The organism is Magnetospirillum sp. WYHS-4 (genome assembly GCA_039908345.1).
GTDB lineage: Bacteria > Pseudomonadota > Alphaproteobacteria > Rhodospirillales > GLO-3 > JAMOBD01.
The window spans coordinates 98,210-122,696 of sequence record JAMOBD010000002.1; the positions used below are offsets into that span (position 1 = coordinate 98,210).

Annotated in this window: 21 protein-coding genes and 1 tRNA gene; 9 read left to right on the plus strand and 13 right to left on the minus strand. The window is 65.7% G+C overall.

The window, feature by feature from the left end; genetic code table 11:
- Positions 1 to 22: 22 nt before the first annotated feature.
- Positions 23 to 1,105 (minus strand): DNA polymerase III subunit delta', encoded by a 1,083-nt coding sequence (locus H7841_01745; protein ID MEO5335606.1) that lies wholly within the window; start codon positions 1,103 to 1,105, stop codon positions 23 to 25.
- A complete protein-coding gene (locus H7841_01750) occupies positions 1,102 to 2,439 on the minus strand; it encodes a GH1 family beta-glucosidase (GenBank protein ID MEO5335607.1) in 1,338 nt (445 codons plus the stop codon). Before H7841_01750 ends, H7841_01745 begins: the two co-directional genes overlap by 4 nt.
- Before the next feature lie 145 nt (positions 2,440 to 2,584).
- Here H7841_01750 and arfB point away from each other — a divergent pair, with 145 nt between their 5' ends.
- The 4 genes from arfB to H7841_01770 all read left to right on the plus strand — a co-directional run bounded on the left by arfB (position 2,585) and on the right by H7841_01770 (position 6,706).
- Entirely contained in the window at positions 2,585 to 3,007 is a 423-nt protein-coding gene (gene arfB / locus H7841_01755) for an aminoacyl-tRNA hydrolase (protein ID MEO5335608.1), read from the plus strand.
- A gap of 79 nt (positions 3,008 to 3,086) precedes the next feature.
- Positions 3,087 to 4,193, plus strand: a complete 1,107-nt coding sequence (locus tag H7841_01760; GenBank protein MEO5335609.1) for a radical SAM protein — start codon at positions 3,087 to 3,089, stop codon at positions 4,191 to 4,193.
- Positions 4,186 to 4,698, plus strand: a complete 513-nt coding sequence (gene pal, locus H7841_01765; GenBank protein MEO5335610.1) for a peptidoglycan-associated lipoprotein Pal — start codon at positions 4,186 to 4,188, stop codon at positions 4,696 to 4,698. Before H7841_01760 ends, pal begins: the two co-directional genes overlap by 8 nt.
- Positions 4,699 to 4,702: 4 nt before the next feature.
- Positions 4,703 to 6,706 carry a hypothetical protein gene (locus H7841_01770; GenBank protein ID MEO5335611.1) on the plus strand — a complete coding sequence of 668 codons (2,004 nt, stop codon included), beginning with the start codon at positions 4,703 to 4,705 and terminating at the stop codon, positions 6,704 to 6,706.
- Positions 6,707 to 7,714: 1,008 nt separating this feature from the next.
- Here H7841_01770 and H7841_01775 read toward each other — a convergent pair.
- The 4 genes from H7841_01775 to H7841_01790 all read right to left on the minus strand — a co-directional run bounded on the left by H7841_01775 (position 7,715) and on the right by H7841_01790 (position 9,161).
- On the minus strand, positions 7,715 to 8,227 hold the full coding sequence (locus tag H7841_01775; GenBank protein ID MEO5335612.1) for a hypothetical protein: 513 nt from the start codon (positions 8,225 to 8,227) through the stop codon (positions 7,715 to 7,717).
- Positions 8,224 to 8,622, minus strand: coding sequence for a hypothetical protein (locus H7841_01780; protein ID MEO5335613.1), 399 nt, complete (start codon positions 8,620 to 8,622; stop codon positions 8,224 to 8,226). Before H7841_01780 ends, H7841_01775 begins: the two co-directional genes overlap by 4 nt.
- Positions 8,623 to 8,771: 149 nt before the next feature.
- A tRNA-Arg gene (locus tag H7841_01785) sits at positions 8,772 to 8,848 on the minus strand.
- A 16-nt stretch (positions 8,849 to 8,864) separates the two neighbouring features.
- Positions 8,865 to 9,161 (minus strand): ETC complex I subunit, encoded by a 297-nt coding sequence (locus H7841_01790; protein MEO5335614.1) that lies wholly within the window; start codon positions 9,159 to 9,161, stop codon positions 8,865 to 8,867.
- A gap of 415 nt (positions 9,162 to 9,576) precedes the next feature.
- Here H7841_01790 and H7841_01795 point away from each other — a divergent pair, with 415 nt between their 5' ends.
- The 5 genes from H7841_01795 to H7841_01815 all read left to right on the plus strand — a co-directional run bounded on the left by H7841_01795 (position 9,577) and on the right by H7841_01815 (position 13,806).
- A complete protein-coding gene (locus H7841_01795) occupies positions 9,577 to 10,050 on the plus strand; it encodes a CreA family protein (GenBank protein MEO5335615.1) in 474 nt (157 codons plus the stop codon).
- Between the two features lie 394 nt (positions 10,051 to 10,444).
- Positions 10,445 to 10,888, plus strand: a complete 444-nt coding sequence (yajC, locus tag H7841_01800; GenBank protein ID MEO5335616.1) for a preprotein translocase subunit YajC — start codon at positions 10,445 to 10,447, stop codon at positions 10,886 to 10,888.
- A gap of 28 nt (positions 10,889 to 10,916) precedes the next feature.
- Positions 10,917 to 12,494, plus strand: coding sequence for a protein translocase subunit SecD (secD, locus tag H7841_01805; GenBank protein MEO5335617.1), 1,578 nt, complete (start codon positions 10,917 to 10,919; stop codon positions 12,492 to 12,494).
- 8 nt (positions 12,495 to 12,502) lie between these two features.
- On the plus strand, positions 12,503 to 13,441 hold the full coding sequence (gene secF / locus H7841_01810; GenBank protein ID MEO5335618.1) for a protein translocase subunit SecF: 939 nt from the start codon (positions 12,503 to 12,505) through the stop codon (positions 13,439 to 13,441).
- Positions 13,438 to 13,806 (plus strand): Mth938-like domain-containing protein, encoded by a 369-nt coding sequence (locus H7841_01815; protein MEO5335619.1) that lies wholly within the window; start codon positions 13,438 to 13,440, stop codon positions 13,804 to 13,806. Before secF ends, H7841_01815 begins: the two co-directional genes overlap by 4 nt.
- A gap of 39 nt (positions 13,807 to 13,845) precedes the next feature.
- Here the strand turns inward: H7841_01815 and H7841_01820 are convergent, their stop codons facing one another.
- The 7 genes from H7841_01820 to H7841_01850 form a co-directional block, all read right to left on the minus strand.
- Positions 13,846 to 14,946, minus strand: a complete 1,101-nt coding sequence (locus H7841_01820; protein ID MEO5335620.1) for a PAS domain S-box protein — start codon at positions 14,944 to 14,946, stop codon at positions 13,846 to 13,848.
- 1 nt (position 14,947) lies between these two features.
- Positions 14,948 to 18,427, minus strand: coding sequence for a DNA polymerase III subunit alpha (gene dnaE / locus H7841_01825; protein ID MEO5335621.1), 3,480 nt, complete (start codon positions 18,425 to 18,427; stop codon positions 14,948 to 14,950).
- 137 nt (positions 18,428 to 18,564) lie between these two features.
- A complete protein-coding gene (locus H7841_01830) occupies positions 18,565 to 19,032 on the minus strand; it encodes a hypothetical protein (GenBank protein MEO5335622.1) in 468 nt (155 codons plus the stop codon).
- Between the two features lie 158 nt (positions 19,033 to 19,190).
- A complete protein-coding gene (locus H7841_01835) occupies positions 19,191 to 20,093 on the minus strand; it encodes a CoB--CoM heterodisulfide reductase iron-sulfur subunit B family protein (protein ID MEO5335623.1) in 903 nt (300 codons plus the stop codon).
- 3 nt (positions 20,094 to 20,096) lie between these two features.
- Positions 20,097 to 20,705, minus strand: a complete 609-nt coding sequence (locus H7841_01840; GenBank protein ID MEO5335624.1) for a 4Fe-4S dicluster domain-containing protein — start codon at positions 20,703 to 20,705, stop codon at positions 20,097 to 20,099.
- Between the two features lie 3 nt (positions 20,706 to 20,708).
- Positions 20,709 to 22,988, minus strand: a complete 2,280-nt coding sequence (locus H7841_01845) for an FAD-dependent oxidoreductase (GenBank protein ID MEO5335625.1) — start codon at positions 22,986 to 22,988, stop codon at positions 20,709 to 20,711.
- 31 nt (positions 22,989 to 23,019) lie between these two features.
- Positions 23,020 to 24,297 carry an FAD-dependent oxidoreductase gene (locus H7841_01850; protein MEO5335626.1) on the minus strand — a complete coding sequence of 426 codons (1,278 nt, stop codon included), beginning with the start codon at positions 24,295 to 24,297 and terminating at the stop codon, positions 23,020 to 23,022.
- Positions 24,298 to 24,487: the final 190 nt, after the last annotated feature.

Sequence of the window (24,487 nt, forward strand, 5' to 3'; positions counted from 1 at the left end):
GGACGGCGCGACAAGCCGGCCCTTATCTCGCCGCCCCCTCCAATCCTGCAAAGATGTTGAGCACCACCTGCTTGCGGTCGAGGTTGATGTCCTCGCACCGGGCCAGCAGGCGGTTGGTCTTTTCCCAGTTCTCCAGCCAGCGATCGAGAGTCCCCGCCGCCTGCAGCCGTTCGGCCAACGCCCGGTCGGCGGGCGGCAGGGAGGCCGTGTCGCTTCTTGCCGCCGCCAGGGCCAAGCGGGCCATCCACCAGCGCAACAGGTCGCCCAGGGTGGCGAAGGCCCCCTCCCCGCCCGCCCGCGCCACCTGATCGCCCAGGGCATGCAGGGCTTCCACGTCCAGTTGCGGCAAGCCGGCCAGCAGGCCGGCGACCCGCCGGTAAAGCTCCAGCCCCCCCTCTTCCGCCAGGGCCAGGGCGCGGCCGACGCTGCCTTCGGCCAGGTCGGCCAGTTCGCGGGCTTCGGCTTGCGCGGTCTCGGGCCGGTAGCGGCATAGCAGGTCCGCCACCATCCCCGTTGGCAAGGGCGACAGCACCAGCTTGCGGCAGCGCGAGCGGATGGTCGGCAGCAGCCGTCCCGGATTGTGGCAGACCAGAAGCAGCAGCGCCCCCTTGGGCGGTTCCTCCAGCACCTTGAGCACGGCGTTGGCGGCGTTGGTGTTCATGTCGTCGGCGGCGTCGATCACCGCCACCCGCCAGCCGCCCTCGGCCGCCGTCATGCTCATGAAGCCGCCGATGCCGCGCACGTCGTCGATGACGATCTCGCCCTTCATCTTGCCCGTTTTCTCGTCGACGCGACGTTCGACGGTGAACAGGTCGGCATGCCCACCCCCGGCCACCCGCTGGCAGACCGGATCGCCGGGCGGCACCTCCAGGCTGGCGGGGGCCGGAGGGGCACCGCCGAACAGGCTGGGGCCTGCCACTCCCCGGCCCCGAGCCAGAACGAAGCGGGCGAAGCGATAGGCCAGCGTCGCCTTGCCGATCCCCTTGGGGCCGGAGATCAGCCAGGCATGGGCCATGCGGCCGGAGTTGAAGGCGTCCAGCAGGGCCCGTTCGGCCGCCTCGTGCCCCGCGAGATGGGGATTGGCGCGCGGCTCCGGGGCGGTCATCCGGCCTTGCCGGCGATCAGGTCGCGGAACCAGTAGTAGGAGGACTTCGGGTAGCGCTTCTGGGTCTCGAAGTCCACGAAGACGATGCCGAAGCGCTGGGTATAGCCCGAGCCCCATTCGAAGTTGTCGAGCAGCGACCAGACCATGTAGCCGCGCACGTCGGCGCCTTGCTGGATCGCCTTGGCCATGGCCGCCGTGTACTGCTTCAGGTAGCTGACCCGGTGCTTGTCGTCGACCTTGCCCTTCTTGTCGGGCACGTCGCCGTGGCCGCCACAGCCGTTCTCGGTGATGTAGACCGGAAGCCCATAGCGCTTGTCCAGGTTCAGCAGGGTTTCGCGGAACATGTCGGGGAAGATCGGCCAGCCGATGTCCGACTTGGGCGCGTCCTCGGGCGCAGATCCCCAGCCGAAGCCGTACATGGAAGCCGGATCGGCCTTGCAGAAGATGGGGCCGTAGTGGTTGAGCCCGAACCAGTCCACCGGCCGGCAGATGCGCGCCATGTCGCCGGGCTTCACGTAGGGTTCGATGTCGCGCGCCAAGTTGGGCGGATAGTGGCCCAGGATCTGCGGATCGGGGAAGGCCAGGTTCCAGTGCTCGTCCATGATGGTGGTGGCCTGGCGGTTTTCCGGCGTGTCCTTCTCGGGAACGATGGGGGTGAAGTTGTGCACGCCGCCGATGGACGCCCCCGCCACCAGGTCGCGGATCACATCGACCCCCATGCCGTGGGCCAGATTGACGTGGTGGATGGCCTGCAGATGGGCCGGCTTGTCGACGATGCCGGGCGCGCCCCAGTCGATGCAGTAGCCGAACATGGTGAAGACGGAAAATTCGTTGAAGGTCGCCCAGTTCTTCACCCGGTCCCCGTAGCGCCGGGCGCAGAGCACCGCATAGTCGGCGAACCACCCTGCGGTGTCTCGGTTGATCCAGCCGCCCAGATCCATCAGGGCCTGCGGCAGGTCCCAGTGATAGAGGCAAAGCCAGGGCTCGATGCCCTTTTCCAGGCAGCCGTCGATGATCCGGTCGTAGAAATCGAGGCCCTTCGGATTGACCGCGCCCCGCCCGCGCGGCAGCACGCGCGGCCAGGCGACGGAAAAGCGGTAGGCCTGGATGCCCAGGTCCTGCATCAGCTTGATGTCGTCGGGATAGCGGTGGTAGTGGTCGCAGGCGACGTCGCCGGTGTTCTTGTTGGCGATCTTGCCCAACTGGCAGCGGGTGTCCCAGATGCTGGGGCCGCGTCCGTCTTCCGCCACCGCCCCCTCGATCTGGTAGCTGGAAGTCGAAGCTCCCCAGACGAACCCCTTCGGCCAGCCCGCCTTCGTCGCCTTCTTCGCCATAGCGCGTCGCTCCCCTGAAAGACAAAATGCCTCGCTTGCCAATGTATTATCGCCGATTTCCCGATGCAAGCCGCAGGGAATTCGGTATCGTTCGCGCGACGGATATCGGCCGCCCGCCGATATTCGGGCGCCTGGAACCTGGATCATGATTCATGTCACGCCGCTGATCGTCCTGGCCGACGACGAAATCCAGGAACGGTTCATCCGCTCCCCCGGACCGGGCGGGCAGAATGTCAACAAGGTGGAAACCGCCGTGCAACTGCGGTTCGACGCGGCGAACAGTCCGGCCATTCCGGACCCCGTGTATCGTCGCCTGGTCGCCGTCGCCGGAAACAGAATGACCCGGGAGGGCGTGATCGTCCTGACCGCCAGCCGGTTCCGCAGCCAGGAACGGAACCGTCGCGATGCCCTCGAGCGCCTGATCGCCTTGATCCGCCAAGCCGCCGTTCCTCCGAAGCACCGCCAGCCCACCAAGCCGACGCTGGGCGCCAAGCGCCGGCGCCTGGAAGGCAAGCGCCGCCGGAGCCAGATCAAGGCCGGCCGGGGAAAGATCGACGACGGCCCCTGACCCGCCTTTCCCGGCCGCCTCACTTCCGCCACTTTGCCCATGCCGGATTGCATGGTTGAATGGCAATAAGGGGGACATCGTGACAGGGCAGGAATCTCTCGCCGACGGCCTGGAGCGCTTCATCGCCGCCAAGGCCGTCTTGGCCGCCGGGCATCCGTTGCGCTACCTGTTCTGGGAAGCGACCCTGCGCTGCAACCTGGCCTGCCGCCATTGCGGCAGCGATTGTTTCCGCGACAACACCACCCGCGACCGCGAACTTTCCCCCGAGACGATCAAGAACGAGTTGTCGGCCATCGCCGGCCGCCACGATCCGCAAGGCATCACCCTGGCGATCATCGGCGGCGAACCGCTGATCCGCCGCGACATCGAGGATGTGGGCGCCCATGCCGCCGGCCTCGGTTTCGCCTGGGGCATCACCACCAACGGCCTGCTGCTCGACGCGCCCCGCCTGGCCTCCCTGAAGGCGGCGGGGCTGTCGACCATCTCGGTCAGCCTGGACGGCCTGGAGACGGCGCACGACACCCTGCGCCGCCGCGACGGGGCCTTCCGTCAGGTCAATGCCGCCCTGGAACGCCTAGTGGCCGATCCCTTCCATGCCGGCTTCGACGTCATCTGCTGCGTCAACCGCCTGAACATCGGCGAACTGGCGCCCTTCGTCGAGCATCTGGCGGCGCTGGGCGTGCCGCAGGTCCGCTTCACGCCCGTTTTTTCGCGGGGGCGCGCCGGGCGGGATTCGGGCCTCATGCTGTCCGGCGACGACTACCGGCACCTTTTGGCCTTCATCGCCCAGGCCCGGCAAGGCCGCGGAGACATCGTCGTCACCCTGAGCGAGGAAGGCTACTGGGGGCCCAACTGGGAATGCCGGGTGCGCGACGGGCTGCACTATTGCGGTTCAGGCACCGTCATCGCCTCGATCCTGCACGACGGCACGGTCACCGGCTGCCCCAGCGTCTCGCGCCGCTTTTCCGAAGGCAGCATCCGCGAGACTCCCTTTCTCGATCTCTGGGACAAGGGCTTCGCCCGCTTCCGCAAGGGGCGCCGCGCCCAGGCGCCGGAAGCCTGCCGGTCCTGCGAGCACTGGTATCTCTGCGAAGGCGGAGGTTTTCATTTATTCGACCCCGAGGATTCCGCGACGGCCACCTGCGGTCTCGCCAAGATCGGGGAAATGGGAGAAGGCCATGAATGACACCCGTCGCGATTTCCTGATGCGCTTCGCCGCCACGGCGCTTGCCGCCTCCGGCACCGCCTGCGAGACGGTCCCCGAGGTCCAGAAGATCGACGATCCCCGCGCAAGGGTCGTCTACGGACCGCCGGCCCGCGCCCCGGAAGGCACCGTCGAACACTTCAACGCCGCGGTCGGCAGCGAAGTCCGCTTCGATACCGGATCGCGCGCCCTGACCCCGGAGGCCAAGGCGATCCTCGATCGGCAGATCGCCTGGCTGCGCCGCTTCCCCGACTTCGCCGTCATGGTCGAAGGCCACTGCGATGAACGGGGATCGCGGGAATACAACCTGGCCCTGGGCGAGTCCCGCGCCGCGTCGGTCAAGAACTACATGGTCGTGCAGGGCGTCGCGGCGGGCCGCATCCAGGCCGTCTCCTACGGCAAGGAGCGCCCCCTCGACCCCGGCCATGGTGAGGAATCCTGGGCGCGGAACCGCCGTGCGGTGACGGTCCCCGGCCCCACGCGCTAGCCCCATGGGCCGGTTCGTCCCCCAAACCGCCGTCGCCAAGGTCGTCCGCCTGGCCTTCAGCGCCGACGGGAGCCTTCTGGCCGGCGGCACCACCGAGGGCGAGGTGGTGATCTGGGAAGCGTGCCGCGGCCGCAAGCTGATGTCCCTCAGCCCCCACCGCGGGCCGGTCACCGCCCTCGCCTTCTCGCCCTCGGGCCGGCGGCTGGCCTCGGCCGGCTTCATCTCCGTCTCGGTAGCCGACGACACCATCGTCGAGGACCTGGACGCCGTCGAGATCGGGATCGCAGCCGGCACTGTAGCTCCCTTGCCCAAACCGCCCAAACTCCGCTGGGTGCCGGCCGCCCGCAACCTGGCCTACCGGGGCGAGGACGAAGTCTGGATGGCATTGGCACCGAAATCCGGCTTCGGAACCTTCGAAGGCCGGTGGCGGCGCGGAAGGGATGGATTCGCCGTCGATCTGACGGAGGCGTCTCAAGCGGCGATAGCGATGCACCCCGGCGGCATCCAGGTCGTCCACGATTGGGACGCCGCCGGCGTCGATATCCGGCGCGGCACCGTCCGGCTGGCCCGCTGGCCGCTGGAAGAATATCCCTGGGACGCCACCCTTTCGGCCGATGGCGGGACCCTGGCGGTGTTCACGACTTCGAAGCTGATGGCCGGCCGGCTGGAAGATGGGCCTCCGCACACCTTCGCCGCCGTCCGGGGACGCGCCTATTCCCTATCTCCGGACGGCCGGCGTCTCGCCTATGTCGAGGACAGCGGCAACCGCGACGAGCCTGCCCACCTCGTCATCGCCGACGTCCGCTCCGGGGAAATCCTGCACCGCCTCGCGCCAAGCGGCGGGCATGTGGCCGCCCTGGCTTTCGCTCCCGATGGCGAAACCCTGGCCCTTGCCTCCGAGACGGAGGTGGAAGTCCGGTCGATCACCGATGGCCGGCGACGGGACACGCCCGCCGCCGCTCCGGCTACCCTGGCCGGCGCCGCCCTGACACCGGACAACCGCGCGCTGATCTTGGCCGGCGGCCAAGCGGGCAAGCCCCTGCTGTTGCGGGTCGAACTGGCCGACGGCCGTGTCACTCGGCTGGATAGCGGTCTCGCCGGGCCGGTTATCGCCTTCGCCTTGGGCGGAACCTTGGCGGTTGTGGCGGCGGAAGGAGGCGTCGAGATCTGGGATGTCGAGCATGGTCACCGGCTCTGCACGGCGACCGGTTTCGTGGGCCGCGCCTGCTCGGCGGCGGTGGCTCCCGAGGGCACCCGCGCCCTGGTCGTGGTCCGGGATTGCGGCGACAGCGGTTGCCTGTTGTTCGAACCTGTCAAGGGCCCATCGCCCAGCCACCGCTCCGCCGGCGGCGATGCCGTCGACGCCGCCTTCCTTCACGATGGCGGGATCGTCTTCGGCTATCGCACCGCCCGCCAGGAGTTGGAGGCCGATCCCTGGAATCCGTCTGTTTCCCGGGCCCTGGGTGCCCAGGTCCAGATCGCGGCCCTCGCTTCCTCTGGGCGATGGGACGGGGCGCGGGCGGTGCGATACCACACGGCTTCCCAAGTCGACCGCCTGGCGGCGGTGGCGGGGACATCCTGGGTGGTCGGTATCGAGCATATGTTCGACCATACCACGCGCTCCGTCATAGCCTGGAACCGCGACAGCGGCACCACGATCCCCTGCGGCACGGGAGACAGCCCGGCCGCCAGCGGCCCTACGGCCCTCGCCGTCAGCCCGGATGGGCGCCTCCTCGCCGAAGCGGTCGCCTCGCGTCCGGTGCGCCTGATCCTCTCCCCTGCGCCGGGTGCCGAACCCAACTCCTCGCTGGTTCTCGATGTGGGCGAGCGCCCCCTCTCTTCCCTGGCCTTTGGAGCCGATGGCCGCTTCCTGGTCGGATGCACCGACGACGGCACCGCGATCCTCTGGGATGTCGAGACGGGTCGCCAGACAACAGCCGTGCACGTGTCGGACGGCGAGGCGAAAATCGGACCGGCCACTCCAACCGGAGAGCCCTATCAACAATGAAGAGTCTCGCTTCCACCTGCCGGCGGTCAGGAAACACGCCCCCCTTCCCGGAATATCTCGGCAGCAGGTAGGGTGAAGAAGAATGTCGAGCCCTGGTTCTGCCCCGTCGACTCGACCCAGATACGTCCCCCGTGCCGCTCGATGATCTTCTTGCAGACCGCCAACCCGATACCCGTGCCGCCACGTAATCGCCACCGAGTTCGATACCGATGCCGTTGTCGCGAACATGGAACCGCCACGCAGCCCCGTCGCGGACGCAGCCGACGGCGATGCGGGGCGGTCGATCCGGAGCCCGATACTTGAGCGCGTTGCCGATCAGGTTCTGGAGCACGCGCTCCAATTCGTCACGGCTAGCCACGACGGCGGGAAGATCGGACGCGATCTCGACCTCGGCCGAGTTTTCGGTCAATTGAACCCGAAGGTTCGCGAGAACGGTGTCGATCGCCGCCCGAAGCGAAATCCGCGCCATCGGTTCGCTCTGGCGCCCCACCCGCGAAAAGTTCAGCAAATCGCGGATAAGGCTGTCCATGCGGAGTGCGCCATCGTGAACGAAGGCCAGGAACTCCTTCTCGTCGTTATCCAGACGTCCCTCCAGCCGCCGGACAAGGCGGGTGGAATAGACGGTCACGTTGCGTAGCGGTTCGCGCAGGTCGTGGGAAGAGACGTAGGCGAAGGCCTCCAGTTCCCGGTTGGAGGCTCGCAGGGAGCTCTCGATATCCTTGAGCCGGGAGATGTCGAGACCCATCCCGACCAGACGGGCTCCCTTGTCTGTCCATAGTCGGTGGCCGGTGAAGAGGTGGGGTATCCGCCCTCCTCCCTTGGGCATCAAGAGCGCCTCGACGACCACGTCTCCTTCTGCGAAAACCTCGCCGATGGCGTCGGCGATGGTGGACTTGTCGGCATCGGCAACGAGGTCCAGGGGATGCATGGCGACAATTTCGCTCGCCGTGTATCCGCTCACCTTTTCCAGCGCCCGGTTCCACAGGAGGAAATGCCCCCCTTCGTCGATCACATAGAACACGCCGGGCAGTGACTCCATGACCGACTGGATGAATTCCGTCTGCTCGCGGAGGGCTTGCCGCGACTTCCCGTCCCGCCGTCGGCGATCCAGAAAGGCGGCAAGAAGGCCGGTGCCGAGCAATCGGCGAGCACGGCGTCGCGCCCCACTCCCACCACTACCAATAGGTCGAACCCAGGAATGCGGCGAAAGGAAGTAATCCTTGTCACTCCGTCCACTGGGGAAATGGTTGATGCCACGCCGTCCCGCATTCCCATCGCAATATCGGGAAATATGGTGGCGTTATCGACGGTGGTCCCGATGGCCTCGGGATGGTGCGGATAACGCGCCAGAATGAGCCCGTCGCCACGCTGCAGTGTCACATGCCCCGATGGCCCAAGGTCCAGACTCCGGTGAAAGTCGGAAAAGGTCTCGGGCAGAATATTGACCAGGGCGACACCGGAAAAATCACCATTCGCGCTTTCGACCCGTCGGGCGAATGGAATGACGAACTGCCCACTCACTTTGCCGACGATAGGGGCCCCCACAAACATGGCGGAGCCATGGTCCCGTTTCCGTCTATCGCCAGAATGCGCGGAACAAAGGACAGGGACGTGGCCCAGGATTTCAGGTTTTCCCAGACTTCCCGGTCAGCCTCTACACGATTCCAGTCCGGGCTTTTCCCAAGCCTGTCCACGGTTGCCATCAGGGCGACATTGGTAGATTCAAAAACGTGACTCGCGTGAGTGGCGGCAACCAGCGTCAGGTCTCGAACCTTCGCTTCCGCTCTGCTCAAAACGGCATCGCGCTCCGACAAGGCAGTCAGGGCAAACAAGCAGCAAAATGCGACCGCCAGGGCCCCCCAGGCGGAAATCACTCGAATCACTAGCTTATTTTCGGGCCGCATGAAGAAGCCCATACTTTCCACAGTTACTCAGATGGCCCCCCTTTGGTGCAAGGCGAGTAAAATGTGTCGAGCATTACCACATCCTATTGCCAATCAAGCGGAAAGAGCAACGGTAGACTTCTCCCGTCTCCTTCCCGTTTCATATGGATGGATATTTTGAATGGCGCGCCCGGCAGGACTCGAACCTGCGACCCCCCGCTTAGAAGGCGGGTGCTCTATCCGGCTGAGCTACGGGCGCCCATGGACCCGGTGGATCAGGAAACCCGATCCCAGGCGAACTTGTCGGCGTAGTTCTTCGGCCGCACATGGCGCGCCTGCGGCTCCTCGACGCGAAAGGCCAAGCCATGCCGTTCCGCGAAGGCCACCGCCTGGTCACGGGTCTCGAATCTCATGCGGACCTGCTGGCGCGTGTCCGACGAACCGGTCCACCCCATCAACGGGTCGATGTCCTTGGCGGCCTCGGGCGCGAACTCCAGGAGCCAACGGCGGCCGTTGGCCTGACCGGACTGCATGGCGTTACGCGACGGCTGGAAGATGCGGGCCTCGATCATGGCAACCTCTCGTTGGCGAAGGATGACAGGGATGTTAGCCTTACCAAGCTTGGCAAACAAGCGTCGGCCGCCTAGCGTCAGGAGAGAAATCGGGCCGTTGACATGCCCCCGACAGAAGCGGGAAACTTAATACCGTCGGCCGGCCCCCTACAGGGGATGTTCGGGCCGGAGAATCGTCAGGACGGGAAGGAACCGAGATGGACGTGTTGGTCCTGGGTGTGGCCCTTGCGATTTGCCTGGCCTACGCGGTGCATGCAGTCAGAAACATGCTCCGCCCCCCTGCATCCGGGCACGGATGCGGAAGCTGTTCGAAGGGCGCCGGTTGCGGAACGTCCAACGTCAAGCCCGGCGCGGAAGGGAAATGCTGATTGGGGTCCGTCCGCCCGTCGCCCAGTTCGTGGGATGAATGACGCCGATGACAAGATCGCCCTCGCTGCTGCCTTTCGTCGCGATTGCGGCCGTTTTCTCAGGTTCTACGGTTGTCACGGCCGAAGAGGTCGGCTGCGTCACGACATCCTTCAGGGTGCTCGGATCCGACAAGATCTGCATCGACTCGTTCAAGGACCCGAAGGTTGACGGCGTCGTCTGCCACGTCAGCCGGGCAAGGACCGGCGGCGTGAAGGGCTCCGTCGGGCTCGCGGAGGATACCTCGGACGCCGCGATCGCCTGCCGCCAAGTCGGTCCTATTGCCATGCGGGCCGAAATCAAGGACGGCGAGGACGTCTTCAAGGAAAGCCGGTCCTGGCTCTTCAAGAAACTCCAGGTGGTCCGATTCCACGACAAGCCGAACAACACCCTCGTGTATCTGGTCTACTCGGACAAGCTCATCGACGGTTCGCCGAAGAATTCCGTCTCCACCGTTCCCATCATGCCCTGGCAGTCCAAGTGAACCGGAACGTTGTCCCGGCAAGCGCAACGGCTCACCGCCCCGCCCATATCAACGAGGGGGATTTCGCCGCTCGCCTCCCAGGCTCAGCAACCGCCCAACCCTTTCCCCAAAAATTCCAGGGAATCTCTTGTTCAACTGCCTCAGCTTGACGACCAGCAACACCGCGAACGCAACAAGCCCCACCAGCAAGACATCGGCCATGGCGTACCTCTCCTTCAGGGGCCTGCGATCCCATAGGGCGGTTCCGATCCGCCGGTCAAGCCCGCCACAGCATCGCGATCATCTTGCGATGCGATGACCTGACCGCCGATCACGATCGCAGACATACCGTTTGCATCGCGCGGCGGGCGGGCTATAGTCCGGGCCCATCGTCTCTAGGTACGCGAGGCTATCCATGTTCGTTTCGCCGGCTTTCGCCCAAGCCGCTAGCGCCGCTCCGCAGGACGCGGCCGGCATGCCCTTCTTCATCATGATGCTGGCGCTGATCGGCGTCTTCTATTTCCTTATCATACGCCCCCAGACGGCGCAGATGAAGAAGCACAAGGACATGTTGGCGGCTATCCGCCGCGGCGACCGCATCGTGGTGGGCGGCATCGTCGGCACGGTGACCAAGGTCATCGACGACAAGCACCTGACGGTCGAGATCGCCGAGAACATCCGCGTCCGCGTCAAGCGCGAGGCCGTGGCCTCCGTCGAAGCCAAGACCGAACCGGTCAAGGACGAGCCCGCCAACGATTCCGGCGAGGACGACGGGCCGGCCGGCGGCGAGGACAAGCCCGCCAAGCCGGCCAGCGCCGGCGCCGCCCTGAAGAATCTGCTGGGCGGCAAGAAGTCCTGAGTCCAGTGCTAGCGGGAGCCGCCCTGCCATGAACCAATTCCCCAAGTGGAAGATCGCCCTGGTGGCGATCGTGCTGGTGGCCGGGCTGGCCTTCCTGGCGCCCAACTTCGTCAGCCAGAAGACCGCCGACGCCCTCCCAGACTGGTTGCCCAAGCGCCAGATCAGCCTGGGGCTCGACCTGCAGGGCGGCTCGCACATCCTGCTGGAAGTCGAAGTCGAGACGGTCATCAAGGAACGGCTCGAAGCGATGGTGGATGCGGCGCGCACCGAACTGCGCAAGGCCCAGATCAAGTACCAGGGCCTGGGCATCGAGAGGCATGCCATATCCGTCACCATCCTGGACGCGGCCCGTATCGACGAGGCCCGCAACCTGCTGCGCGGCCAGGACGCCGGCATCGCCACCACCGTCGAAGGCGGGCGCATCGTGTTGGCGCTCACCGAGCAGGCCATGCTGGAACGGCGCCGCGCCGCCGTCGACCAGTCCATCGAGATCGTGCGCCGCCGCATCGACGAGACCGGCGTGCGCGAGCCGACCATCCAGCGCCAGGGCGACGACCGCATCCTGGTCCAACTGCCGGGCATCGACGATCCGGAACGCATCAAGGCCCTGCTCGGCAAGACCGCCAAGATGACCTTCCACTTGGTGGACAAGACCGCCAATCCGCTGGACGCCCAGGCCGGCAAGGTGCCGCCGGGCAGCGTGCTGATGCAGTCCCTGGAACGCGGCCCCGACAACCGGCCTCGCCAGTATGTAATCCAGAAGCGGGTCATGGTGAGCGGCGACTCGCTGGTGGATTCCCAGCCTTCCTTCGACCAGCGCACCAACCAGCCCATCGTCAACTTCCGCTTCGATTCCGTTGGGGCCAAGCGCTTCGGCGAGGTGACGGCGAAAAACGTGGGCGAGTTGTTCGCCATCGTGCTGGACGGCAAGGTCATCAGCGCCCCGGTGATCCGCGAACCCATCCTGGGCGGTTCCGGCCAGATTTCCGGCAGCTTCACCGTGCAGGAGGCCCAGGACTTGGCCCTGCTCTTGCGTGCCGGCGCCCTGCCCGCCCCCCTGACGGTGATCGAGGAACGCACCGTCGGCCCCGGCCTGGGTGCCGATTCGATTCGCGCCGGCACCATCGCGACCATGACCGGCGCCGTGCTGGTGGTGATCTTCATGGTCCTGGGCTACGGCGGGTTCGGCGTGATGGCGAATGCGGCCCTGATCGTCAACCTGATGCTGCTGCTGGCCGCCATGTCGGTGCTGGGCGCCACCCTGACCCTGCCCGGCATCGCCGGCATCGTGCTCACCATGGGCATGGCGGTGGACGCCAACGTGCTGATCTTCGAACGCATGCGCGAGGAGACGCGGCTGGGCCGTTCGCCCATTTCGGCGATCAACGCCGGCTTCGACCGCGCCTTCACCACCATCCTGGATTCCAACCTCACCACCCTGATCGCCGCCTTCCTGCTCTACATCTTCGGGTCCGGCCCGGTGCGCGGCTTCGCGGTGACCTTGAGCATCGGCATCGCCACCTCGATGTTCACCGCCGTCACCTTCACCAAGCTGGTGGTCCTGTTCTGGTACGACCGGACCCGGCCCAAGGCCCTGAACGTCTGAGGTATCCCATGCGCCGGCTCGTCCTCGTCCGCCACGACGTCAACTTCGATTTCATCGGCCGCCGTATCCTGTTCATCGCCGTTTCGGCCTTCATCGTGCTGGCTTCCTTCCTGTCCATCGCGGTGCAGGGGCTGGAACTGGGAATCGACTTCCGCGGCGGCATCATGATGGACATCCGCACCAAGGAAGCGGCCGACATCGGCGCCCTGCGCTCCAAGCTGAACGACTTGAACCTGGGGGACGTGTCCCTGCAGCAATTCGGCGGCCCCACCGACTTCCTTATCAACCTGCCGCAGCAGCCGGGTGGCGAGGCGGCACAACAAGGCGCGGTCAACAAGGTCAAGGAAGCCCTGGGGACCAGCGTCGAATACCGGCGCACCGAGGTGGTGGGCCCCAAGGTGGGCCGCGAACTGATGATCGGCGGCATCATCTCGGTGGTGGTGTCGCTGCTGGCGATCCTGGCCTACGTCTGGTTCCGCTTCGAATGGCAGTTCGCCTTAGCCGGCGTCGCCGCCCTGGCCCATGACGTGGTGACCACGGTGGGTCTGTTTTCCATCTTCGGCCTGCAGTTCGACCTGACCATCCTGGCGGCGGTGCTGACCATCGCCGGCTATTCCATCAACGACACGGTGGTGATCTTCGATCGCGTGCGCGAGAACATGCGCAAGTACAAGACCATGCCGATCCCGGAACTGCTCAACAAGAGCAACAACGAAACCCTGCCCCGCACAGTGATGACCGCCGGCACCGTGTTCCTGACCGTGCTGGCGTTGCTGTTCCTGGGCGGCGAGACCCTGCGCGGCTTTTCCGTCGCCATGGTCTGGGGCACCATCGCCGGCACCTATTCCACGGTCTGCGTGGCGGTGCCGCTGCTGCTCTACCTGAAGCTCCGCCGGCCCACCGCGGCGGAGGAAGGCGAAGCGGCGGTCGAACAGACGGCCCCGTGAGCGGCACCACCGTCAATCCCCTGCCCCTGGAGGGCAAGCCGGTCGTCCAGTCCTACGGCGAGGGTCGTTTTGGTATCGCCGGCCGGGTCCACGAAGGCTCGGTCCTGATCCTGGGCGGCGAGGTGCGCCCCTGGCCGGCCGCCGAGGCAACCCTCGACACCCTGGCCGCCGTCGGCTACGGACCCGGCATCCTGGTGGTGGGCTGCGGCGCCCGCTTCACCCTTCCTCCGGCCGGCCTCGGCGAAGCGCTGAAGGCGCGCGGCTGGGCGCTGGAATGGATGGACACCGGCGCCGCCTGCCGCACGTTCAACCTGCTGCAATCCGAAGACCGCCCCTCGGCCGCCGCCTTGATCGCCGTGGAATAGATATGCGACGTGTCGCCTGGGGCCGGGCACGGCAGGGGCTCACCCCTCCGCCGGCCGGTTCCGGAGGGTGAAGCGGAAGGCGCAGCCGCCTTCCGGGCTGGCTTCCAGCCAGATGCGACCGCCGTGGCGTTCGACCACCCGCTTGCAGATGGCCAGCCCGATGCCGGTGCCAGGGTAGGCCTGTTGGGTGTGCAGGCGCTTGAACATGACGAAGATGCGGTCCGCGTACTCGGGCGCGATGCCGATGCCGTTGTCGGCCACCGAAAAGCGGAAGCCTTCGGCGATGGTCTCGCCCGAGATGCGCACCTCGGGCGGGCGGTCGGAATGATGGAACTTGAGCGCGTTGTCGATCAGGTGCCGGAAGACCAGTTGCAACTGGGCCGGGTCGCCGACCACGGACGGCAGGCCGTCGACGATCACCCGCGCCCCCGCCCTGTTTACGCCTTCCTTCATCTCGTCCAGCAGCTTGCCCAGCAGGTCGTTGGTGTCGACGGAACGCTGGCTGTGGGAACCGGAATGGATGCGCGAGTATTCCAGCAGGTCGCCCACCCGGGTCTTCATCAGCCGGGCGTTCTGGACGATCAGACGCAGGTCGTCGCGGCCCTGGTCGTCCAGACGGTCCGCGTAGCGCTTTTCCACCAACTGGGCGAAGTTGACCTGGGCGCGCAAGGGCTCCTGGAGGTCGTGGGCCGCCACGTAGGCGAACTGTTCGAGCGCCGAGTTGGAGCGGCTGAGTTCGTCGACGGTACGCCGCAGCCCTTCCTCGTAGTGCTTACGCAGCGTGATATCCTCCTTCACCGCCACGAAGTGGGTAATGGCGCCGGATTCGTCGCGCAAGGACGAGATGGTGGCGAATTCCCAATAAAGCTCCCCGCCCTTGCGCCGGTTGAGGAACTCGCCCGCCCATTCCCGCCCCGCCAGCAGGGTGCGCCACATCAAGGCGTATTCCTCGGCCGAAGTCTTGCCACTTCTGAGAATGCGCGGATTCTGGCCCAGAACTTCCGCGGCGGCATAGCCGGTCACGGCGCAGAATTTCGGATTCACGTATTCGATACGCCCGTCGATGTCGGTGATGATGACCGAAACCGGGCTCTGTTCGATGGCGGTCTTGAACTTGCGCAGGTCGCCGTCGCCGGTCATCTCAGATTTCCTCCACCCCGCCCAGGCCGGGAATGGCGCGCACGGCGGCCAGGACGGAGGGCGAGATGGCGAAGCGGTCGCCCAGATCGATTTCCACCTCCAGCCCGTCGATACGCGATACCAGGCATACCCGGCCGCGGCCTCGCTTTTCGGCGGCGGCCAGGGCACCGCGCAAGGGCGCCAGCGGGGGGATGCCGTCGCAGGCCACCTTGAGCCCGGCCGCCGCCCGCGCCGTCACTTGGTCCAGAGGTTCGATGGAATTGGCGGTGAAGCGCGCCGTCTCGCCTTCGAACTGCACGCTGCCCTTGACGAAGATGGAATTGCCCGCTTCCAGCATGTCGCGCCCCGTGGCCAGAACCTCGGAGAACAGCGTCACCTCGAAGACCCCGGACACGTCCGACAGGCGCACGAAGGCATAGCGGCTACCCTTGGCCGACGTGCGTTCCTTGCGCCCGATCACCGTCCCGGCCAGGGCGACGGGGCCGGCATGGCCGTCGCGGATCACGTCGGCCACCCGGCGCACGCCCAGGCGTTCCAGGCTCTTGGCGTAGGCGTCCAGCGGATGGCCCGACAGATAGAAGCCGATGGCGTCGGCTTCCTCGTTCAGCCGTTCCATGTAGGGCCAGTCGGGGCCTTCGGGCAGCTTGAGCGCGGGCGGCTCCCCCCCGCCTCCTCCGAACAGACCGATCTGGCCGCTGTCCCGTTCCGCCCCCGCCGCCTGGGCGTGGCGCAGCAGGATTTCCAGACCTTCGAACATTTGGCGGCGGTTCGGATTCAGGCCGTCCAGGGCGCCTGCCCGCACCAGGTTTTCCAACTGGCGCTTGTTGACCGCACGGGCATCCAGCCGGTTCGCCAGATCGGCGAGGGTCTTGAAGCGGCCCTTGGCTTTGCGTTCGGCGATCAGCGTCGCCATGGCGGCGGCGCCCACGTTCTTGACCGCCGCCAGGCCGTAGCGAATGCCCTTGGCCTTGCCTTCCTTGTCCCGTTCCACGGTGAACGCAACGCCCGAAGCGTTGATGTCGGGGGGCAGCAAGGGCACGTTCAGGCGGCGCAGTTCCTCGCGAAAGCCGTTCAGCTTGTCGGTGTTGTTCATGTCCAGCGTCATCGACGCGGCGAAGAATTCCACCGGATAGTTGGCCTTCAGGTAGGCGGTCTGGTAGGCGACCAGGGCGTAGGCGGCGGCGTGGGACTTGTTGAAGCCGTAGCCGGCGAACTTGTCCACCTGGTCGAAGATGTCCGATGCCTTCTGTTCGGGCACCCCCTTGGCGGCGGCGCCGGCCACGAAGGTGGCGCGCTGCTTGTCCATCTCCTCCTTGATCTTCTTGCCCATGGCGCGGCGCAGCAGGTCGGCGCCGCCCAGGCTGTAGCCCGACAGTTCCTGGGCGATCTGCATGACCTGTTCCTGGTAGATCATGATGCCGAAGGTTTCCTTCAGGATGCCTTCCAGGGTCGGATAGAGGTAGTCGGGCTGTTCGTCCCCGTGCTTGCGGCGGATGTAGCTGGGAATGTTGTCCATGGGACCGGGGCGATAGAGCGCCACCACGGCGATGATGTCTTCGAAGGTGTCGGGCTTCAGCTTGCCCAGCACGTCCTGCATGCCCGTGCTTTCCAGCTGGAACACGCCGGCCGATTCCTTGCGGCCCAGCATCTCGTAGGAAGGACGGTCGTCGAGCGGCAGATTGGTGAGATCGATCCGCCTCCCCCCATCGCGGATCAGGTCGACGGCGGTCGACAGCACGGTCAGGGTCTTCAGGCCCAGGAAGTCGAACTTCACAAGGCCGGCCGATTCCACGTACTTCATGTTGAAGCCGGTGACCGGCATGTCGGAACGGGGATCGCGATAAAGCGGGATCAGTTCGTCCAGCGGCCTATCGGCGATCACCACGCCGGCGGCATGGGTCGAGGCGTGGCGGTAGAGCCCTTCCAGCGGCTTGGCGATGTCGAACAGGCGCTTGACGTCCGCATCCTCGTCGATCAGACGCTGCAACTGCGGCTCTGCCTGGACCGCCTGTTCCAGGGTCACCGGATTGGCCGGGTTGTTGGGCACCAGCTTGCATATCTTGTCGATGTAGCCGTAGGGCATTTCCAGCACCCGGCCCACGTCGCGCAGCACCGCGCGGGCCTGGAGCTTGCCGAAGGTGATGATCTGGGCCACCTTGTCGCGGCCGTATTTTTCCTGGACGTAGCGGATCACCTCGTCGCGCCGGTCCTGGCAGAAGTCGATGTCGAAGTCGGGCATCGACACGCGGTCGGGGTTGAGGAAGCGCTCGAACAACAGGCCCCAGCGCAAGGGGTCCAGGTCGGTGATGGTGAGCGCCCAGGCGACCACCGAACCCGCGCCCGAGCCGCGCCCCGGCCCCACCGGAATGCCTTGCGCCTTGGCCCACTTGATGAAGTCGGCGACGATCAGGAAGTAGCCGGGGAACTTCATCTTGACGATGACGTCCAGTTCGTAGTCCAGGCGTTCCCGGTAGGTGCGGGCAGCCTGCTCGCGTTCCGCTTCCGTCATCATGGGCGTGAAAACCTGGGTCTCCAGGCGCCGTTCCAGGCCGGCCTGGGCCTGGGCCCGCAACTCGTCCGCCTCGTCCCGGCCCACGCCGCAGTCGAAGGGCGGCAGGATGGGCTTCACCGTCTCGACCATGAAGGCGCAGCGCCGGGCCACCACCAGGGTGTTGTCCACCGCTTCCGGCAGGTCTGCGAAGAGTTTGCGCATCTCCTCGGCCGACTTGAAGTAGTGCTCGGGCGTCAGGCGGCGACGTTCGGCGGCCGAAAGCGTGGTTCCCCCGGCGATGCAAAGCAGCGCATCGTGGGATTCGTACATGTCGCGGCTGGCGAAGAAGGTCTCGTTGGTGGCCACCAGCGGCAGGCCGTGGCGATAGGCGAGGTCGATCAGGGCATCCTCGACGGCCGCCTCGGCTTCCGTGCCGTGGCGTTGCAGTTCGACGTAGAGTCGTCCCGAAAAAGCCGCCGCCAAGCGCAGCAACAGAGCCTCGGCGGCTTCCGCCTGCCCCTCGCCCAACAGCCGCCCCACCGCGCCCGCGGCACCGCCGGTGAGCGCGATCAGGCCGCCCGCATGGCATTCCAGGAAAGACAGCGACACCTTGGGCTCGGACGCATCGGCGCTGCCCATGTAGGCCTCGCCCAACAGCTTCAGCAGGTTGCCGTAGCCTTCCCGGTTCTGCACCAGCAGCACCAGCGGGTCGGACTTCGGCCCGCCGGCCCCCGGCAGGCGCCCGGGCACACGGGCCTCGGCCTCCTCGCGGGCGATGTCCAACTGGCAGCCGACGATGGGCTGGATACCGCCCTTGGCGCAGGATTCGGAAAATTCCAGGGCACCGAACAGATTGTTGGTGTCGGTCATGGCGACCGCCGGCATGGCCGCCTTCTGACAAAGCTTCGCCAAGTCCTTGACGCGGATGGCGCCCTCGGACAGCGAATAGGCGGTATGCACCCGCAGATGGACGAACCCGGCATGCGCCATGGACTTCAGGATTCCACAGCCGGCCCGCGGTGTCACCAACCCGACACCGGCTTATCCACAGCAAAGTGGCTCCGAAGGACATCCCCAGCCGAAACCGATTACGCCATGTGTGACATCAAGCGCACCAAGGGGCTGAACTACCACCTCGTACAGTCGTAGGTGCCGCCGTAGCGGGGGGTGCAGTTGTAGGTGCGCGGCGCGTTCGCCCGCATGCGGGCGTCCTGTTCGGCCCGCATCTGGGAATCCAGCAGGTCCTGCTGCATCTGCCACTGCCGATCGGCTTGGCGCTGCTGGAGATCCAGCATGCGCATCTGCGTAAACATCTCGCTGATCTTGAGGCGGCCCTCGACCTCGGAAATTTCCCGCGCTTCCACCTTCCGCGCCACCAGGTCGGCAAAATTGAAGTAGGAATCCACCGCCGACATGTTAGCGAAGGGGTTCTGCCGGTTGGGCTCCATCATCTTCTTCTGGCAGCCGATCTGATCCTTGAGGACGGCGAACTGCTGCTCGCAGGTCGTTCGCGCTTCGCCCAGCCCGGGACCGGTGACGCAGCCTGCCACCGCCAACCCGCCCGCAAGAATGGTCAGGAAAACCCGCCCCCGCATGACGCCCTCCATGGTTCATTAATCGAGACGGCCGCCATCATATACAGAGTCCGGAAAAAGTGAAGACAAGCGTCGCGTCCCATTCTTTTCGACAAGAAAAAACCCGCCCCCCCCTGGGGGAGGCGGGTTCCGCATCCAGGCCCGAAACGGGTAGCGGATTACTTCTTGGCCTTGGCCTTCAGGGCGTCGGCCGGGATCATCTGGTGATTGAGGCCAGCGTCCTTGTCCGGGTCCATGCCGAAGGCCACCGCCATCAGCTGGCTGTAGTAGACCACCGGGATGCTGAAGTTGGTCCCGAACTGACTGTTGATCTGGGCCTGGTACATTTCGACGTTCTGTTGGCAGAGCGGGCAGGGCGTGGAGATCACGTCGGCGCCCTTGGCTTGCGCTTCTTCCAGAATGCCCTTCATCAGGTGCAGGGTGCGGTCGGGGCTCATCACCGCGACCGAACCGCCGCAGCAGGCGGTGCGGTTCTGGAAGTCCACGACCTCGGCCCCGCATGCCTTGGTGAAGTTGTCCAGGAATTCGGGATCGTCGTAGGTGTCGTACTTGTTGGCCCGTTCGGTGTTGGCAAACGGCCGCACGGTCTGGCAGCCCACATAGCCGGCCACCTTGAGGCCGGTCAGCGGGTTGACGACCTGTTCCTTGATCTTGTCGACGCCCACGTCGGTAACCAGCACCTCGCAGATGTGGCGCACTTGGAGCGAGCCGTCGTAGGACTTGCCGTCGGCGGCCAGGGACTCGTTCATCTCGGCCTTGAAGCCCTCGTGCTCGCGGATGCTCTCGTTGACCTCGTGGGTGTTGAGGTAGCAGGCCGCGCAGGGCGTGGCCACGTCGCGCTGGCCCTGCTGAAGGGCGAGCGCCAAGTTGCGGGCCGAGAGTGCCGAGTTGGGCGTCATGCCGCCGCCCAGATGGCCGACGGAGGCGCCGCAGCAGTTCCAGTCCTGGATATCTTCCAGCTCGAACCCCAGCTTGGGCGCGATGGCGCGGATGCTCTTGTCGAGCGCCACCGCACTGGCTTCGGAGCTGCAGCCGGGGTAGTAGGTGAACTTCTTGGTCATGGCTCAGCTCCCGAACTTGCGCTTCTCGATCTCGGCCGCCTTGGCCAAGATCTTCTGCAGGCCGCCCTTATCCTTGATGGAATGGGGCGGAGCGAACAACGCCATGCGGCCCGCCTTTATCATGGACAGCGCGATCTTCTGGTTGGCCAGCGCCTTCTTGATGCCGCCACCCAGGCCGTAGGAGAAGTAGAACTTGGCGGTGAAGAGGCGTTCGTCGGTGCGGCCGAACTTGGCGGCCGTCCACCAGAAGGCCTTGCCGAACTTCGCGTTGTCGGTGCTGTCGGCCTCCTGGTAGCCCTGTTCGATGGCGTAGGTGAGCAGGCCGTGCAGGATGTACTTGACCGGCACCTTGCGGGGGCAGCGGACCACGCAGTTGTAGCAGGAGACGCAGTTCCACAGGGTGGTGGACTTGAGCACCTCCTCCTTCATGCCGGCGCGCACCATCATGAAGGTCTTGCGCGGGCCGTTGTCCATGTTGGTGCCGATCGGGCAGGAGCCCGAGCAGACGCCGCACTGCATGCACATGTTCATGCGGTCGCCGCCGTCGATGTTGTCGCGCACCCAGCGGGCGAACGACAGGTCGTACTTGCGGGTCGGGGTCGGAGCGTTCATGGCTTAGAATCCCTTGAACGGGTTGAGACCGACTTTGAGGATCTGGGCCGTCAGATCGTCGATCATCTTGCCCACGGCGGCGGAGTCGGCGATGGAGACTTCCATGCTGGTGACGCGCTCCTTTTCCAGCATCATGCTCTTCAGCGTTTCCTCGACCTTGCCCATGCGCTCCTTGGCGAGCGCCGATCCCTTGACGAAGTGGCACTGGTAGTCGTCGCCCGACTTGCAGCCCATCAGGATCACGCCGTCGTAGCCGACGGACAAGGCGTCCGAAATGCAGAGCATACTCACCGACCCCAGGCAGCGCACCGGGATGGTACGCACGTGGGCGCTCCATTCGGTGCGATGGATGCCGGCCATGTCGAGCGCCGGATAGGCGTCGTTCATGCAGGCCAGGATCAGGATACGCGGCTTGCCCGAGAACTCGTCGGGGATCTTCACCGACTTCGCCATCGCGACCAGCATCTCGACCGAGTAATTGTCGAAGCTGATGGCGCGGACCGGACAGGCGCCCATGCAGGTGCCGCAACGGCGGCAGCGCGAGGGGTTGATGGACGGGAAGTCCTTCTCGTCCTCGTCGATGGCGCCGAACGGGCATTCCACCGTGCAGCGGCGGCACTTGGTGCAGATGTTGAAGTTGAACTTCGGATACGACAGGTCGCCCGAGCGCGGATGCACGGCGCGGCCGAGCTTCACGCTGTGGATGACCTGGATCGCCTTCATGGCGGCGCCCGCCGCGTCCTTGGCGGCTTCTTCCATGTCCATGGGACGGCGCAGCGGGCCGCAGGCGTAGATGCCGGTGCGGCGCGTCTCGTAGGGGAAGCAGATGTAATGGCTGTCCGAGAAGCCGTCGGCCAGCATCGGGATGTGCGGCCCTTGGCGGTACTGCAGGTTCAGCACCGGCAGGCCTTCCGCGACGCCCACGTCCTTGGTCTGGCAGGGCGAGGGCGCGGCGACGCCGTCCTTGTAGCCGGCCACCGCGAAGGGCGCGACGGGATTGATGTCGCTCTTGCCCAGCACCAGCTTTTCGTCCGGCAGTTCCGGCGTGGCGGAACCGGGCACCGTGGAGTTGGGCACCATGCCGGTGGCGAGCACCACCATGTCGATGCCTTCCAGCGGAATGTCGTTGCCCAGCAGGTCGTCGTGATAGGTGACCTTGAGGCTGCCGTCGACGGACGCCACCTTGCCTTTGACGAAGACCACGCCCTTTTCCTGAGCGGAACGGTAGAATTCTTCCGTCACGCCGGGGGTGCGCAGTTCCTCGTAGATGACCGTGCACATGGCCTCGGGGTCGGCTTCGATCATCTGGAGCGCCTGCTTGATCGATGCCGCGCAGCAGACCGACGAGCAATAAGGCAGGTGATCAGGATCGCGCGAACCGGCGCACTGGACGAAGGCCACCGTCTTGGGCGCCTTGCCGTCCGACTTGCGCTTGACGCCGCCGTTGGCCAGCATGGCTTCCAGTTCGACGCCGGTCACCACGTCGGGCGAAGCGCCGTAGCCCAGATGACCCAGCTTGCCGGCATCGTAGGGCCGCCAGCCGGTGGCCACGACGATGGCGCCCACCGTCTCGGTGGAACCGTCCGACAGATCGACCGCGAACTTGCCCGGCATGCCCGCGGTCTTGGCGACCGTGGTGCCCAGCTTGACGCGAATGTTGGCGTTCTTTTCGACCTTGCCCATCAGCTCCTTGACCGGGTTGGTCTCGGGCCAGCGGTAGGGCGGGCGGGCCGGGACGACCTTCACCCAGTCGCGGGTGCTGCCGCCCAGCTTGTCTTGCTGTTCGACCAGGATCACCGGATGGCCGGCGCGGGCCGCCTCGTTGGCCGCGGTCAGGCCGACATAGCCGCCGCCGACCACCAGCACGGTCTCGGAATAATCGCCCGAGATCCAGGCTTCCGGGTTCTGGGTCTTCTGGGTCTCGACGATGGACATGCGGAGGTAGTCCTCCGCCAAGGACTGGGTGTCCTCGTCCTGGGGCTTGTGGCTCCACACCACCTGTTCGCGCAGGTTGGCGCGCACCGTGTGGATGCCGTCGAACCAGAAGCGGTCCGTCATCACGCGGGACGAACAGGCGGCGACCACCACCTTGTTCACGTTGCCAGCGGCGATGTCGTCCGCCACCAGCTTGACGCCCTCGTCGCTACACAGGGTGCCGTGGGTCTTGCAGACCGGCACCTTGTATTCGCCGGTCGCCACCTTCTCCAGATTGCCGACGTTCAGCGACTCGCCGATGCTGCAGCCGCTGCAGATGTAAACGCCGATCTTGCTCTCAGCCGTCATGGTCCTCGATCCTTTCGATCCGGCGTTACGATCAGCGAGCCCGGCCGCCAACGGCCTGGATGGCCTTGAGCGCCGCGGCGGTCGCCGACTGCACCGACATGGAAACGTCCAGCGGGCCCGAGGCCACGCCGCAGCTGATCATGCCGTTATCCTCGTCGGCTTCCTCGGGGACGATGAATCCATAATCGTCCTGAGTCAGCTTGACGGGGGGAGCGTAACCGGCCGTGGAGGATTCCATGCCCACAGCCAACACCACCAGATCGTAGGGTTCGGCATAAAGCTCGCGGGTGATGGTATTCTCGCCCTTGACCACCGGGTTGTCGCCCTCGCCCGCCACGATGGCGGCCGGCTTGGACTTGACGAAGTTGACCTGGGGATCGTTCTTCAGGCGGCGATAGAAAGCCTCCAGCTTATCGTGGGCCCGGATGTCGATGTAGTACATGTCCACCGTCGAGTCCGCGTACTGCTGGCGAACGTAGGAGGCATGCTTCATCGAGGCCAGGCAGCAAATGCGCGAGCAGTAGGCCAGATGGTTCATGTCGCGCGAGCCGGCGCACTGGATCAGCGCCACCTTCTTGGCTTCCTTGCCGTCGGAGGGCCGGACGATCCTGCCGTGGGTCGGGCCGTCGTGGGAGGCCATGCGCTCCATCTCGACGTTGGTCACCACGTTGGCCTGGGTGTCGTAGTGGTAGGAGGTCAGCTTCTTGGCGTCGTAGGGACGCCAGCCGGTCGCCCAGACGATGGCGCCGACGTTCAGATCGAAGGTGGCTTCCTTCTCGTCCAGGTCGACGGCGCCCACCTTGCAGGCGTCCTTCATCTTCTGGCCTTCCGGCGTGCCGGCGACGCTGGCGTCGATCACGTAGCGCATGGGGAAGGCCATTTCATGGGGCAGGTAAGCCGCCTTGACCTTGTCCATGTCGTAGTTGAACGGGTTGGGAATCTCGCTTTCCGCCACCTTGGCGCAGTCGCCGCATGCCGTGCACTTCGAATTGACGAAGCGCGGCTGGGTCCTGACCGTGACCTTGTAATCGCCGCGCCCGCCTTCGACGGCGGCCACGGTGGCCATGGTCATCACCCGCAGGTTGCGGGCCTTCTTGATGCGCTGGTAGTTGATTTCCAAGCCGCAGGTCGGATGGCACAGCTTGGGGAAATAGCGGTTGAGCTGCGCGACGCGCCCGCCCAGGGTGGCGCTGCTCTCCAGCAGGATGACGTCGTATCCCGCCTCGGCCGCTTCGATGGCTGCGCTGACGCCGGAAATACCGCCGCCAACCACCAGAATCGTCTGGCTGCTAGGCCCTCCGTTCGACATGGTACCTCACCAATCTGTCATGGGTCACGGAATCCGGGGTTCCGTTTGAGGCCGCAGTCTTAGCACAGCCAGGGTATATTAGAAAAATAGAATTTTTCGTAGGGTTATTGTGCGGCGCAACAAAGTTGCGCGGCGGCGCAAGATCGACATTTTCGCCACGCGCGGCGGAAACCTGTCGCCGACGGCCCCC

What these genes read in the sequence shown, in the direction of transcription:
- H7841_01745 (MEO5335606.1), bottom strand. Translation starts at nt 1,105, where the DNA reads ATGACCGCCCCGGAGCCGCGCGCCAATCCCCATCTCGCGGGGCACGAG.
- H7841_01750 (MEO5335607.1), bottom strand. Translation starts at nt 2,439, where the DNA reads ATGGCGAAGAAGGCGACGAAGGCGGGCTGGCCGAAGGGGTTCGTCTGG.
- arfB (MEO5335608.1), top strand. Translation starts at nt 2,585, where the DNA reads ATGATTCATGTCACGCCGCTGATCGTCCTGGCCGACGACGAAATCCAG.
- pal (MEO5335610.1), top strand. Translation starts at nt 4,186, where the DNA reads ATGAATGACACCCGTCGCGATTTCCTGATGCGCTTCGCCGCCACGGCG.
- H7841_01770 (MEO5335611.1), top strand. Translation starts at nt 4,703, where the DNA reads ATGGGCCGGTTCGTCCCCCAAACCGCCGTCGCCAAGGTCGTCCGCCTG.
- H7841_01780 (MEO5335613.1), bottom strand. Translation starts at nt 8,622, where the DNA reads ATGGGCTTCTTCATGCGGCCCGAAAATAAGCTAGTGATTCGAGTGATT.
- H7841_01790 (MEO5335614.1), bottom strand. Translation starts at nt 9,161, where the DNA reads ATGATCGAGGCCCGCATCTTCCAGCCGTCGCGTAACGCCATGCAGTCC.
- H7841_01795 (MEO5335615.1), top strand. Translation starts at nt 9,577, where the DNA reads ATGACAAGATCGCCCTCGCTGCTGCCTTTCGTCGCGATTGCGGCCGTT.
- yajC (MEO5335616.1), top strand. Translation starts at nt 10,445, where the DNA reads ATGTTCGTTTCGCCGGCTTTCGCCCAAGCCGCTAGCGCCGCTCCGCAG.
- secD (MEO5335617.1), top strand. Translation starts at nt 10,917, where the DNA reads ATGAACCAATTCCCCAAGTGGAAGATCGCCCTGGTGGCGATCGTGCTG.
- secF (MEO5335618.1), top strand. Translation starts at nt 12,503, where the DNA reads ATGCGCCGGCTCGTCCTCGTCCGCCACGACGTCAACTTCGATTTCATC.
- H7841_01820 (MEO5335620.1), bottom strand. Translation starts at nt 14,946, where the DNA reads ATGACCGGCGACGGCGACCTGCGCAAGTTCAAGACCGCCATCGAACAG.
- dnaE (MEO5335621.1), bottom strand. Translation starts at nt 18,427, where the DNA reads ATGGCGCATGCCGGGTTCGTCCATCTGCGGGTGCATACCGCCTATTCG.
- H7841_01830 (MEO5335622.1), bottom strand. Translation starts at nt 19,032, where the DNA reads ATGCGGGGGCGGGTTTTCCTGACCATTCTTGCGGGCGGGTTGGCGGTG.
- H7841_01835 (MEO5335623.1), bottom strand. Translation starts at nt 20,093, where the DNA reads ATGACCAAGAAGTTCACCTACTACCCCGGCTGCAGCTCCGAAGCCAGT.
- H7841_01840 (MEO5335624.1), bottom strand. Translation starts at nt 20,705, where the DNA reads ATGAACGCTCCGACCCCGACCCGCAAGTACGACCTGTCGTTCGCCCGC.
- H7841_01845 (MEO5335625.1), bottom strand. Translation starts at nt 22,988, where the DNA reads ATGACGGCTGAGAGCAAGATCGGCGTTTACATCTGCAGCGGCTGCAGC.
- H7841_01850 (MEO5335626.1), bottom strand. Translation starts at nt 24,297, where the DNA reads ATGTCGAACGGAGGGCCTAGCAGCCAGACGATTCTGGTGGTTGGCGGC.